Origin of the sequence: Actinomadura sp. NPDC049382 (genome assembly GCF_040677125.1) — a bacterium.
GTDB lineage: Bacteria > Actinomycetota > Actinomycetes > Streptosporangiales > Streptosporangiaceae > Spirillospora > Spirillospora geliboluensis.
In genome coordinates, this window is record NZ_JBFARO010000102.1 from 16825 (window position 1) to 29422 (window position 12598).

Consider the following 12598-nt stretch of genomic DNA (forward strand, 5'->3'; position numbering starts at 1 on the left):
GATCCTCGGTCGGCTCCAGCGGCCGCGCCGTCCGGCCGCGCCGTCGGCCGCGCCCGCTGATCGGCGCGCCCTAGGGCGCCGTGCCGTGCGTGTCCCCCGAGCCGTGCGCGCCGCCCACCCCGGCGGCGTTCGCCGCGGGTCCCCCCGCGGCCTCCTCCATCCGCCTCCCCACCACCCGGGCGAGCGTCATCGCCGCGGGCAGCGGGCGCACCATGACCGTCAGGCCGGTGACGAGTCCCGTGTCGCCGAACCTGAGCCAGTCGAGTCCCTGCACCTCCTTGCCCAGCACCCGGGCATCGAAGATCAGTGCCTGCGCGGGCGGACCGGGCCCGTCCGGGACGCGGCTGACCAGGTCGTCGAGGTAGCGGAAGTCCTCGAAGACCTCGAACAGCACCGCGATCAGCGCGGTGACGGCGTCGCGGCCGCGATACGGCCGCACCATCACCGGGCTGCGGAACTCGATGCCCGGGTCCAGGGCGCGGGTGACGGCGGCGAGGTCCTTGGCCTCCACCGCCGTTCGGAACGTTCCGGCAGCCGTCATCCGAACTGCTCCCTTCGCTCGCCGTGCCGTCTCGGGCCGGCGTCGTGTCGGTCCGGCGTCGTCTCAGTGGGGAGCGGCCACGGCGTGCGCGAGGTCGCGCGCCCAGGCCCGGTAGCCGGCGGGCGACGGGTGGAATCCGTCGGAGGCGAACAGCCCGCGGTCGCGCGCCATCGCCTCGTCCATGGGAGCGTGGACCGCCCCGCCCGCCCGGGCCGCCTCCCGCAGGATCCGGTCCATCGCCCGCGCGCGGGCGCCGAGCACGTACCGGAGCGGCTGCGGGATGGCGGGGAACCTGTGCACCGGCGGCATGCCCGCGACCAGCACGGTCGCGCCCGCGTACCGGCCGCGCAGGACGCCGACCAGCTCGCTGACGTCGGCCGCCCAGCGGCGCAGCGGCCGCCGCCGGATCAGGTCGTTGATCCCGACGGTGACGACGACGAGATCCGCCGCGCACCCGCCGGCCGTGCCGTTGACCGCGCCGCCGCCCGTCCCGCCGCCCGCGCCGCCGGCGGTGCCGTTGAGGGTGCCGCCGGCCGCCGGGACGAGCCCGCTGGTGATCCGCCGGGCGGTGGCGCCGTTCTCACCGGTGACCGACCACGCGACGCTGCGCCGGAGCCGCTCGCGCAGCGCCTCGGCCAGGCAGCCGGGCAGCGCCTCGGTGTGCCGGGACGCGCCGACGCCGACCGCGGTGGATTCCCCGATCACGACCACGCGGAACGCGGGCCGCCCGGTGCCGGGGTTCGCGCCCTGCACGAAGCCGTGCTCGTCCCCGCCGGCGGGGTCGAGCCGCGGTGTCCGGCGCACCGTCCGCCACGCCTGGAAGGCCAGCACGGGAGCCAGCGGAATCAGCATCATCGACTGGGGGACGCGCGCGAGCGCGAATGGTCTCTTCATCTGTTTCCCACACTGCTGGAATCGGCCCCCGAGGCTCAGCCCACCCGCTCACCGAGCAGGTCTCCGGCTATCTGTGCGATCACCTCCGCCACATAGGCGTGCCCGTCCGGATTAAGGTGGATTCCGTCGGGACTCCACATCGCGCGGTCAGCGACTTTCGCCACCGTCTCCGGATCGGGGAACGCCATTCCGTGGTCCCGGGAGACGCGGTCGAGCTCGGCGTTGAAGTCGTGAATGCGCTGGACGGTGCGTTTCTTGCGGAACTGCGAGATCGGGGACAGGTCGAGCAGCGGGGGCCGCGGCACCGGGATCGCCAGCGCCACCGCGCCGCGCCCGCGCGCCCAGCCGAACAGCTCGTCCAGCCGCCGCGCCGCCGCCGGCCGCTCGAAGCCGCGCAGCGCGTCGTTCATGCCGCAGCCGAGCACCACCAGGTCCGGCCGCAGGTGCCGGACGGCCGGCAGCTGGTCGCGGACCACGTCCTCGACCGTCGCGCCCGGATCGGAGGCGTTCAGCATCAGCTCCCGGGGGATGCCCAGGTGAGCGGCCAATCGCCCGGCCCAGCCGAGCCACCCGCCGGCGGGGTCCGGATCGTCCTGGCCCTCGGCCACGCTGTCGCCGAGGACGACCAGCGCGGGCCCGTCGTCCGGCCGGCCGCCCATCACGCGACGAGTTCGAGCAGGTAGTCGGTGAGGGCGGTCACCGTCTCGCGGCGCCGGGCCTCGGCCACGTCGACCTCGACCTGCAGATGGTCCTCGATGTCGCTGATGATGCTGATCGCGTAGACCGAGTCCACTCCGTAGCGGGCGAGTTCCACCGCCGGGTCGATGTTTTCCGGGGGCCTGTCGAGGTAGAAGGCGATCCTGTCAAGAAGCCACGATTGCAGCTCGCCGTGGGAAATTGTTTCCGAACTGGTCACCGCACTCCTCCTTATGTCAGAGGATCTCGAATCAATCGCGATAGCTATCGAGTGACGAGCAACACGCAAGATACAACCAAAAGCAGGGCGTGTCTCAGATCGGTATGTGAACGAACGGACACGACCATGTCTCCGTCGCGTAAATTAAGTCAGCGGCGCGGTAAAAACGGCGCTTTGCTACCGCCGGGTAACCCCTGCCGATAAGGGGCCCAGCCGATCATGATCGGAAAACGCTGTCCCCGTCCGCCCCAGCGGTCCGCTTCTCCCCCGCGGGGCGCACCGGGGCACGCCACCTGCGCGGTTCCCCGGCGGGCGCGCCGCGGCGGGGCGCCGGCCCGCCCGGCACGTTCCATGAGAATTTCGGACAACCGGCCAGACGGGTCCATCGGGGCCGCGCGACGGCCCCCTTGCCCCGGAGACAGGGTCACCTGACCCCGCCGTGTCAGTCCTCACACCTTCCGGTAAAGAGCCGGGGCGGCGGCCGCCCGTCCGGCCGGCGTCTGGTCTGCGGCCGGTCAGCGCTCGGTCACCGCCCGGTCACCGCTCGGGCAGGGGCACCGGGCCGGTGAGGCGGGAGACGACGGGGTTGGGCTCGCGGGCCTCCGCGAGCCGGTCCCGGACGGCCTGCGCGTGCCGCGACCGCCAGCGGTGCGTCGCGAGCCGGTGGAAGCGCGCGAGGTGCGCGGCGGCCGGGCGGGGCACGCCGGTCAGCTCGTAGCCGTGGTGGCGCAGCCGGTCGGCGAGGACGTGCTCGACCAGGTCCGCCTCCCAGTCCGCCATCCGGTCGCGCCACGCGCCGACCTGGCGGGTGTTGGGCGCCTCGTGCGTGCGCAGGTGCCACTTGCGCGAGGACGGGACGGTCTGGCGCGCGTGCCGGTACGCCTGCGTCATGACGGGGTCGTACTCCTCGCCGAGGAACGCGCACAGGCCCTTCAGCGCGTCCTCCGGTTCGGCGACGAGGTCCTCGTAGCGGAACTCGTAGAAGGTGTCCGGGCCGAGGCGCTCGCCGAGGCGCCGGCCGGTGTCGACCGCCTCCCGCCACGTCAGCGCCGCCGCGTACAGGTCGCCCTTGAACCACGGCATCCGCATCAGCGAGCTCACCGCGTCCCGGCCGTCGCGGACGAGGTGGACGAACTGCGCGTCCGGGAACATCCGCTGGAGCATCGGCACCCGCCGGAAGTAGCTCGGCCGCTTGTCGCCCCAGCGGGGCTTGCCGTGCCGCCGCGCGTAGGCGCGGAAGACCGCCGCCAGCGCCGACCCGAGCGTCGGCGGCCCGTGCACGATCTCCTCGACGACGCGCGCCGCGTCCAGGTCGAGGACGGGGAACTTGGTGTCGGCGCCGCCGGTGATCCACTCGGCCAGCGCCCGCCGGTTCGCCTCCTGCTCCAGGTCGCCGAAGTCGTGCCTGCGCTCGTAGGCGACATGGACGAACCGCGTCTCGGAGGGGAACGCGATCCCGGGGTGCGAGTGCAGCATCTGCTGCAGCAGCGTCGTCCCGGATCGCGGGCACCCGAGGACGATGATCGGCCGGCAGGACTCCCTGGTCATGGCGGGCGAACGTACCCCCGGGACCTGAGCCGAAGCTCCAGCGCGGCTCAAGGAAACCTGAACATCCGCGGAGCCCCGGCGAGCAGGGGCCTCGTGGGGCCCGGATACGCGAAAAACGGGGCGGCGCGGTGCCGCGAGGATCATCACTTTCGCCGTGAACGGCGCGGCCGGCGACCCTTATCAGACGACCCGTCGTTTAAAGACTTCCCTCCCCGCGAGAAATAAGCTAAAGTAACTATCGGTGTGCCGGGAAGCCTGGTCGGCGAGACAGGATGTGTCTCCGACCAGAAGGGTGTTCGATGACCCCCCGGCACTTTTTCTCTGCGCCGCCGGCCGCGCCGGCGCGGCCGCTCCGTGCCCGCCCGCGGGACGTCAGGCCCTATGACCTGAGTCACATCACCTGGGCGCACGCCTTCCCGGATACCTGAGCACGACCCTCCGCGTATCCACCGCGTATCCACCGCGTACCTCCCCCGCGCACTCAGCGAACCCGTTCGCATTACCGGAACGCCCTTTCGGCGGCCCGGTCGGTCAATGACGTCTCGATGCGGGAGCGTGCATTTCCATGGGCGAATTCCTCGACGCCGCGTTCGGTTTCCCCACCGCGCTGTTCAGCTTCTCTCTCCTGGTGGTCGCCGGGTACTGGACGCTCGTCCTGCTCGGCGGCCTCGGCGTCGACTTCCTCGGCGCCGGCACCGATGCCGATACGGGGGCCGGTGCCGGCGCCGGGGGCGCCGACGGCGGCGACGCCGACGGGGACGGGCTCGTCGCCGAGCGGCTCGCGATGGTCGGCCTCGGCGGCGTCCCGGTCACGGTCGTGCTGTCGCTGCTGATCGCGCTCGCGTGGTTCGTGAGCCTGGCGGCGTCGGCGCTCACCGACGGCCTCCCCCTGCGGCTCCTCGGCATGACGGGGGCGCTGGTGGTGGCCTGGACCGGGACGCGCCTCGCCGTGCTGCCGCTGCGCCGCGTCTTCCAGGACCAGGCGGGGGCGTCGCTGCGCGACTTCGTCGGGCTGCCGTGCGTCATCCGCACCGGGCGGGTCGGCCCCGACTTCGGCCAGGCCGAGGTGATCGCCCCGGACGGGTCGTCCGCGATCGTCCAGGTGCGGCGGCCCGCGTCCGACCTGCCCGTGGCCGGCGCGGCGAAGGACCTCGCGGACCCCGCCGAGGACCTCACCGCCGGCAGCACCGCACTGATCTTCGATTTCGACCCGGACGGCCGGTTCTTCTGGGTGATGCCGCACGGCACGGCGTCCGACCTGGCCCGCCGTACGTCCCCCTGACCCCGCACCCCGCGCGCCTCCCCGCGCCTTCGACCCCGCGACCTCGTTCCCCCCAGCAGAGAGGGATCCCCTTGGACACCATCACCATCGGAGCCGGTGTGCTCCTCGCGCTCGCCCTGCTCATCGCCCTCGGCCTCGTGCTGATGGTGACCCGGCTGTTCCGCAAGGTCGACCAGGGCCGGGCGCTGATCATCTCCAAGCTCAAGAGGGTCGACGTCACCTTCACCGGCGCGATCGTCCTGCCCGTCCTGCACCGGGCCGAGCTGATGGACATCTCGGTCAAGACGATCGAGATCGAGCGGACCGGCCGGGACGGGCTGATCTGCAAGGACAACATCCGCGCCGACATCCGCATCACGTTCTTCGTCCGCGTCAACAAGACCGTCGAGGACGTCATCAAGGTCGCGCAGGCCATCGGGACCGAGCGCGCCAGCAGCCAGGAGACGCTCCAGGAGCTGTTCGCGGCGAAGTTCTCCGAGGCGCTGAAGACCGTCGGCAAGCACCTCGACTTCGCCGACCTCTACACCCGCCGCAACGAGTTCCGCGACCACATCATCCAGGTCATCGGCACGGACCTGAACGGCTACAGCCTGGAGGACGCGGCGATCGACTACCTGGAGCAGACGCCGCTGCTGTCGCTCGACAAGTCCAACATCCTGGACGCGCAGGGCATCCGGAAGATCACCGAGCTGACCGCGATCGAGCACGTCCGCACCAACGAGTACACCCGCAACGAGGAGAAGGAGATCACCCGCCAGAACGTGGAGGCGCGCGAGGCGATCCTGGAGCTGGAGCGCCGCCAGGCCGACGCCGAGCTCCGCCAGGAGCGCGAGATCGAGACCGTCCGGGCCCGCGAGCAGGCGGAGATCGAGCGGGTCAAGGCCGAGGAGCGGCTCCGCGCGCAGACCGCGCACATCCGCACCGACGAGCAGCTCGGCGTCCAGCACGAGAACAAGGAGCGCGAGATCTCCGTCGCGGCGAAGAACAAGGAGCGCGTCCTCGCGATCGAGAGCGAGCGCATCGAGAAGGACCGGCTGCTGGAGGTCATCGGCCGCGAGCGGGAGACGGAGCTGACCCGCATCGCCGCCGACAAAGAGGTCGAGGCCGAGAAGCGGGAGATCGCGAACGTCGTCCGGGAGCGCATCGCGGTCGAGCGGACCGTCGCCGAGCAGGAGGAGGGCATCAAGCGGCTCCGCGCGGTCGAGGAGGCCGAGCGCGCCCGCCAGTCGGTGATCATCCACGCGGAGGCCGAGGCTCAGGAGAACCTCGTCAAGGACATCAAGGCCGCGGAGGCGGCGGAGGCCGCCGCGCAGCACCGCGCCCGCGAGGAGCTGACGATGGCGCAGGCGCGGCAGGAGGCCGCGGAGATGGACGCGCAGGCCAAGATCCGGCTGGCCGAGGGGCTGCGCGCGGAGGCCGCCGCCGCCGGGCTCGCCGAGGTCCAGGTGCGCGAGCGCGACGCCGACGCCATCGAGAAGGTCGGCCGCGCCGAGGCCGCGGCCGCGACGGAGATGGCGGCGGCGGAGGCCGCCCGGATCCGCGAGACGCTGCGCGCCGAGGCCGAGGGCCTCACCGAGAAGGCCGGCGCGATGGCCGCGCTGGACGAGGCGTCCCGCCAGCACGAGGAGTACCGGCTGCGGCTGGAGGCGGAGAAGGACGTCCGGCTCGCCGGGATCGAGGTGCAGCGGCAGGTCGCGGAGGCGCAGGCCACCGTCCTCGCCACCGGGCTGGAGCAGGCCGACATCAACATCGTCGGCGGCGACAGCGTCTTCTTCGACCGGCTCGTCGGGTCGATCGCGCTCGGCAAGAGCGTGGACGGGTTCGTGCAGAACTCGGAGGTGGCGCGGTCCCTCGCCGGGCCGTGGCTGGACGGGACGTCGTCCTTCACCGACGACATGGCCCGGCTGCTCGGCTCGATCGACGCCGGCGGCGTCCGCGACCTGACCCTCTCGGCGCTGCTGCTGCGGCTGATCAAGTCGGGCGGCCCGGAGGCGCAGGGCCTCCAGGACCTGCTGGACGCCGCGCGGCGCCTCGGCGTCGCCGACGCACCGCTGTCGGAGCTCAATGGAACCGCCGTGACCGCGAATTGATCCAAGACCTGCGACGGGTCGCCGGCACCGGGGGCCGCCGAGGCCGGCGACCCGTCGCAGCCCACCGAACCCCCTCGCGCGACCGGTGCGCGGGCGAGGCGCCGCCATCACAGCGACACGCAGACGGGAGAGATGGGTGAGCATGGTCGTCAGGGACGCCGCGACGGAGACCCCCGAGACCGCCGAGACCGCCGGGGCCGGGGCCGGGCGGGCGGGGCTGGACCACGGGACGTACGAGGTGCTGCGGGCGCGGCTCGCCGAGCGGGCCGCCGAGCTGGCGCGGCGCGCGGAGGCGCTGAACGCGCGGCGGCTGGAGGTGTTCGGCGGCACGGAGCTGCGGCTGGCCGGCACCGAGCGGATCCGGACGGCGCACAACTGCGTGCCCCGCGACGTGGTGGCGCTCGGCGGGGTGATGCTGTTCGGCTACAACGTCTTCCTCGGGCTGAAGCCGGAGACGACGGTCGACGACGTGTTCTCGCTGCACCGGTTCACCCGGACGGAGGACGGCATCGCGTTCGTCCCCGCCGGGCCGGAGGCGGTGCCGGGGCTGCTGGACGACCCGCGCTTCCTGCGCGACTTCGCCGACATGTACCGGTACTACCGGCAGGCGCGGCTGCTCCAGCTGAGGCTGGTGGACGGGCGGCTGCTCGCCGTCTTCCAGACGGGGCCGCGCCTGTCGGACCTGCGCGTCCTGCGGTGGCGGACGGCCCCGGACGGCGGCGTCGCCTACGAGGACAACCAGGGCGAGCGCGACCACGCGTTCCCGCCCGCGCACGACGTCGACTGGGTCGAGACCACCCGGGACGACCACGTCCTCGGCCGGCACCCGCACATCTCGATCGAGGGCGAGGTGTTCGTCGAGACGATCGGCGGCACCCTCACCGTCAAGATCGAGGACAACACCGACAGTGGCGAGGGGATCTACTCCGAGCCGGTGGACGAGCCGCTGCAGTCGCTCGCGGACGCCGACGTCCTGCACGCGCGGGTCGGCGCGCTGATCCTGCTGCGGATCCGCCCGTACAACGAGCGGGCGTGGCGGCACCTGGTGTTCAACGTCCGCACGAAGGAGGTCACGCGGCTCGACGGGATCGCGCAGGCGTGCCGGCGGCTGCCGGACGACCACGGGATCATCTTCCCGGGCGGCTACTACCTCGACACCGGCACCGCGAAGACGTTCGACACCGACGTGGCCGGGCTGGAGTACGAGCGCGTCATCCGCTCCCCCAACGGGGAGGACGTCCTCTACGTCTTCCACGCGCGGGAGGACGGCCGGTCGCTGCTGCTGCCCTACAACGTGATCCGCAAGCGGGTCGCGACGCCGATCACCTGCCACGGCTACTCGCTGTTCGCGGACGGGACGCTCGTCGTGATGCGGGCGTTCTCCGACGAGCCGTCGCGGGTGCACCCGATGCAGATCTGGGCGACCCCGTACGTCTCGGACGCCTACGCCGCCGCGCAGCCGGTCGGCACCGGGCCGCTGGAGCGGGTCGGGAACGCCGAACTCGTGCGCGGCATCTCCGAATGCCTGTCGGTCACCCGGATGGTGGACGAGATGTCGCCGTCCGCGCGGGTGTTCGAAGCGCTGATCTCCGCCTGCACGCGGGCCGCCGACCTGTACCACTGGCTGGCCGACGAGGACCTCGGCGCGGTGACGGCGCCGCTGGCGGACGTCCGCGCGACGGCGGGCCAGGTGCTGGACGAGTTCGAGAAGGTCCAGGCGCTCACCGAGCAGGCGGTCTCCGCCGTCGCCGAGGCGGCGGACGACATCGCCGCGCTGATCCGCCGGGCCCATGCGGAGCCGCCGGCCACGGCCGACGGCTGGGTGGCGCAGCTGGCCTCCTTCCGCCGCGCCCAGGGCCGCCTGGAAACGCTGCGCGACCTGCGCTACGTCGACGCGTCCCGGCTGGACGAGCTGTCGGAGACCGTCCAGGCCGAGTTGCGCGAGGCGGGCGAGGGCGCGGTCGCGTTCCTCCAGCGCGAGGACGCCTTCACCGGTTACCACGCCGAGGTCGAGCGCATCACCGAGGCGGCCGGCGCCATCGAGACCGCCGCCGACGCGGCGCCCCTCAGCGACCTGCTCGCCGCGCAGAACGAGGGGCTGGAGGTCGTCACCGAGGTCGTCGGGGACCTCGACATCACCGACGCGACCGCGCGGACGGCGATCCTGGAGCGGGTCGGCGAGGTGCTCGGCGGCCTCAACCGGGCCCGCGCCGTCCTCGACAACCGGCGCCGGGACCTGCTCGGCCGCGAGGGCCGCGCCGCGTTCGCCGCCGAACTCGCCCTCCTGGACCAGTCGATCGCGGGCGCGCTGGCGACCGCCGCCACGCCCGAGGACTGCGACGAGCAGCTCGGCCGCCTGCTGCTCCGCCTGGAGACGCTGCAGGCCCGCTTCGCCGAGCTGGACGAGTTCCTCGGCGAACTGGAGACCAAGCGGACCGAGGTCTACGAGGCGTTCTCGTCCCGCAAGCAGTCGCTGCTGGACGAGCGCGCCCGCCGCACCGACCGGCTCACCGAGTCGGCGGACCGGATCCTGGCGGGCGTCCGCCGCCGCGCCGCCGCCCTCGGTTCTCCGGACGAGGTCAACACCTACTTCGCGACCGACGCGATGGTGGCCCGGCTCCGCTCGATCGCCGAGGAGCTGCGCGGCCTGGACGACGGCGTCCGCGCGGAGGAGCTGGAAGGGCGCGTCAAGGCGGCCCGGCAGGAGGCGGGCCGGGCGCTGCGCGACCGCCTCGACCTGTACGGGGACGACGGCGGGACGATCCGGCTGGGCCGGCACCGGTTCGCGGTCAACACCCGCCCGATCGAGCTGACGCTCGTCCCGCACCGCGACACGGTCGCGTTCGCGATCACGGGGACCGACTACCGGGCGCCCGTCCAGGACGAGGGCTTCGCCGCGACGCGGCCCCTGTGGAACCAGACCCTCGTCTCGGAAACAGCGGAAACATACCGGGCGGAGTACCTGGCGACGTCGATCCTGGCCACCTCGCCTCTGGACGACCTGTTCGCGGCGGCGGCCGACGGGCGCCTGCTCGGTCTCGTCCGCGACGCGGCCGCCGACCGCTACGACGAGGGCTACGAGCGGGGCGTCCACGACCACGACGCGGCCCGCATCCTGGAGGCCCTGCTGCGGCTGCGCGCCGACGCGGGCCTGCTCCGCTACCCGGGCCCGGCCCGGGCCACCGCGCAGCTCTTCTGGACGCACGGCCCGGACGACACCGAACAGGGCATGTGGACGGCCCGCGCCCGGTCGCTGGTCCGCGCCCGCCAGGCGTTCGGGCGCGCCGACGCGCTGGCCGACCTGACCGCCGAGCTGACGGCGTCGATCACCGAGTTCACCGAGCGGCACGACCTGCGCCTCCCCGACCCGCTGACCGCCGAGTACCTCGTCGAGGAACTGGCCGCCGCCCCGGACGGCTTCGTGACGAGCCAGGGCGCCCGCGCCCTCCTGAAGGGCTTCACGCAGGCGCTGGGCGACACGACGCTCGACGACGACCTGCGCGACGCCGGCACGCTGGCCGCCCGCCACCAGCTGGCCGAAGCATGGCTGGCCTCCTACCTGGCGACCGGCGACGGCGGCGACGAAGCGGACCTCCCCGAGGCCGTGGCGACGCTCCTGTGCCCGTCCGCCCGCTACGACTCCCCCGCCGCGCTGACGGCCGCGATCGAGGACCTCCTCGGCGACCACCCGCGCATCACCGACCGCCGCATGGACCTGCGCCTGGACGAGACCCTCGCCCGCACCCACCGCTTCCGCACCGAGCGGGTTCCCGCCTTCCGCGCCTACCAGAAACAGCGGAACGACCTGATCGCCGTCGAGGAGAAGCGCCTCGGGCTGGCCGACTTCAAGCCCCGCACGATGAGCGCGTTCGTCCGGAACCGCCTGGTGGACGAGGTCTACCTGCCGCTCATCGGCGACAACCTGGCCAAGCAACTGGGCGCCGCCGGCGAGGGCAAGCGCACCGATCAGATGGGCCTGCTCCTGCTCATCTCCCCGCCCGGTTACGGCAAGACGACGCTCATGGAGTACGTCGCCGACCGCCTCGGGCTGGCACTAGTGCGCGTGGACGGCCCGGCCCTGGGCCACGACGTCACCTCCCTCGACCCGGCCCAGGCGCCCAACGCGACGGCGGCCCGCGAGGTCGAGAAGATCAACCTCGCGTTGGAGATGGGTAACAACGTCCTGCTCTACGTGGACGACATCCAGCACACGTCGCCCGAGTTCCTGCAGAAGTTCATTCCGCTCTGCGACGCCCAACGCCGCATCGAAGGCGCCACCCGCACCTACGACCTGCGCGGCAAGCGCTTCGCGGTCTGCATGGCGGGCAACCCGTACACCGAATCGGGCCGGCGTTTCCGCATCCCCGACATGCTCGCCAACCGCGCCGACGTGTGGAACCTCGGCGACGTCCTGTCCGGCAAGGACGACCTGTTCGCGCTCAGCTACATCGAGAACGCGCTGACCTCGAACCCGGTCCTGGCGCCCCTGACGACCCGCGACCGCGAGGACGTCGAACTGCTCGTGCGCCTCGCGTCGGGCGACCAGACCGTCCGCCCGGACCGCCTGTCACACCCCTACTCCCAGGCCGAACTGGACGAGATCCTGTCCGTCCTGGAGAAGCTGATCCACGTGCAGCGGGTGGTGCTGACGGTGAACCGCGCGTACATCGCCTCCGCCGCGCAGGACGACGCGTCCCGCACCGAACCGCCGTTCCGGCTCCAGGGCTCCTACCGCGACATGAACAAGCTGGCCGAACGCGTCCTCCCGGTGATGAACGCACAGGAACTGGAAGCGGCCTTGGACGACCACTACCGGGCCGAGTCGCAGACGTTGACCTCGGACGCCGAAGCCAACCTCCTGAAACTGTCCGAACTCCGAGGCACCCTCGCCGCCGCCGAAGCGGACCGCTGGACGGAGGTGAAGGCGGCCTACCAGCGGTCCCGAACCCTCGCGGGCAACACCGAAGACCCGTCCGTGGGCGCCTTGCTCCACCTGGCGGACAAACTAACCGCCATAGAAAAGGCCCTCCGCAACACCTAGCCACCGTTCACAGAACGTCCGCCAGGATTGACACTCACCAAGTGGACATCCGACGCGAGGACATCCAACCGGGGGACATCCAACCGGGAGGGGGCGTCCGACTGTGCCAGCGTTCGACCAGACCGACGTTCAACCGAACCAGCGTTTGACAAGTCGATGTTCGACCAAGCCGGACACCATGGCTTAAGTGTTGTTCGTGGAATTGTGGTGGGGGCGGCGCTGCGTACGGGGCCGCCCCTCCAAAGTCAAGGGCGCCTTCGGCGTCGCTTCGCGATGGGACTCCGTC

8 protein-coding genes are annotated in these 12598 nt (G+C 72.4%); 3 read left to right on the plus strand and 5 right to left on the minus strand.

Features of this window, described 5'->3' with window-relative positions:
* Positions 1 to 70 precede the first annotated feature (70 nt).
* The 5 genes from AB0K34_RS35795 to AB0K34_RS35815 all read right to left on the minus strand — a co-directional run bounded on the left by AB0K34_RS35795 (position 71) and on the right by AB0K34_RS35815 (position 3899).
* Complete coding sequence (locus tag AB0K34_RS35795; RefSeq protein ID WP_301176994.1) at positions 71 to 541, minus strand: nuclear transport factor 2 family protein; 471 nt, start codon at positions 539 to 541, stop codon at positions 71 to 73.
* A gap of 63 nt (positions 542 to 604) precedes the next feature.
* The gene (locus tag AB0K34_RS35800) at positions 605 to 1435 is read right to left on the minus strand and encodes an SGNH/GDSL hydrolase family protein (RefSeq protein ID WP_364553282.1); all 831 of its coding nucleotides are present in this window, start codon (positions 1433 to 1435) and stop codon (positions 605 to 607) included.
* 35 nt (positions 1436 to 1470) lie between these two features.
* Positions 1471 to 2094: an SGNH/GDSL hydrolase family protein gene (locus AB0K34_RS35805; RefSeq protein ID WP_138642063.1), complete on the minus strand. Its 624-nt coding sequence runs from the start codon at positions 2092 to 2094 to the stop codon at positions 1471 to 1473.
* Positions 2094 to 2351 carry an acyl carrier protein gene (locus AB0K34_RS35810; protein WP_089326922.1) on the minus strand — a complete coding sequence of 86 codons (258 nt, stop codon included), beginning with the start codon at positions 2349 to 2351 and terminating at the stop codon, positions 2094 to 2096. The genes AB0K34_RS35805 and AB0K34_RS35810 overlap by 1 nt, the downstream gene beginning before the upstream one ends.
* 537 nt (positions 2352 to 2888) lie before the next feature.
* Positions 2889 to 3899 (minus strand): sulfotransferase, encoded by a 1011-nt coding sequence (locus AB0K34_RS35815; protein ID WP_138642064.1) that lies wholly within the window; start codon positions 3897 to 3899, stop codon positions 2889 to 2891.
* A gap of 565 nt (positions 3900 to 4464) precedes the next feature.
* On the opposite strand from AB0K34_RS35815, the gene AB0K34_RS35820 reads away from it, so the two are divergent.
* The 3 genes from AB0K34_RS35820 to AB0K34_RS35830 all read left to right on the plus strand — a co-directional run bounded on the left by AB0K34_RS35820 (position 4465) and on the right by AB0K34_RS35830 (position 12312).
* A complete protein-coding gene (locus tag AB0K34_RS35820; protein ID WP_364553285.1) occupies positions 4465 to 5181 on the plus strand; it encodes a hypothetical protein in 717 nt (238 codons plus the stop codon).
* A gap of 71 nt (positions 5182 to 5252) precedes the next feature.
* A complete protein-coding gene (locus tag AB0K34_RS35825) occupies positions 5253 to 7271 on the plus strand; it encodes a flotillin family protein (RefSeq protein ID WP_138642295.1) in 2019 nt (672 codons plus the stop codon).
* 142 nt (positions 7272 to 7413) lie between these two features.
* Positions 7414 to 12312 carry a DNA repair ATPase gene (locus AB0K34_RS35830; protein ID WP_364553287.1) on the plus strand — a complete coding sequence of 1633 codons (4899 nt, stop codon included), beginning with the start codon at positions 7414 to 7416 and terminating at the stop codon, positions 12310 to 12312.
* Positions 12313 to 12598 lie beyond the last annotated feature (286 nt).